Genomic DNA, 223 nt, shown 5'->3' with positions numbered 1-223 from the left:
CTTGCACATCAGCTCCAACGCGCGCTCGGCCACGCCGATGCTGCGCATGCAGTGGTGGATGCGGCCCGGGCCGAGGCGGCCCTGCGCGATCTCGAAACCGCGGCCTTCACCGAGCAGGATGTTGCCCACCGGCACGCGCACGTCTTTGAGGTCGACTTCCATGTGGCCGTGCGGCGCATCGTCGTAACCAAACACCGACAGCGGGCGCATGACGGTGATGCCC

1 protein-coding gene is annotated in these 223 nt (G+C 67.7%); it reads right to left on the bottom strand.

Features of this window, described 5'->3' with window-relative positions; all coding sequences use genetic code 11:
• On the bottom strand, positions 1–223 hold a 223-nt coding region (locus G5A07_RS21915; RefSeq protein WP_262405917.1), incomplete at both ends, for an acyl-CoA dehydrogenase family protein.

This window comes from Stenotrophomonas sp. AS012628 (assembly GCF_010608305.1).
GTDB classification, from domain to species: domain Bacteria; phylum Pseudomonadota; class Gammaproteobacteria; order Xanthomonadales; family Xanthomonadaceae; genus Stenotrophomonas; species Stenotrophomonas geniculata.
This window is presented reverse-complemented; position numbering and strand designations above follow the sequence as displayed.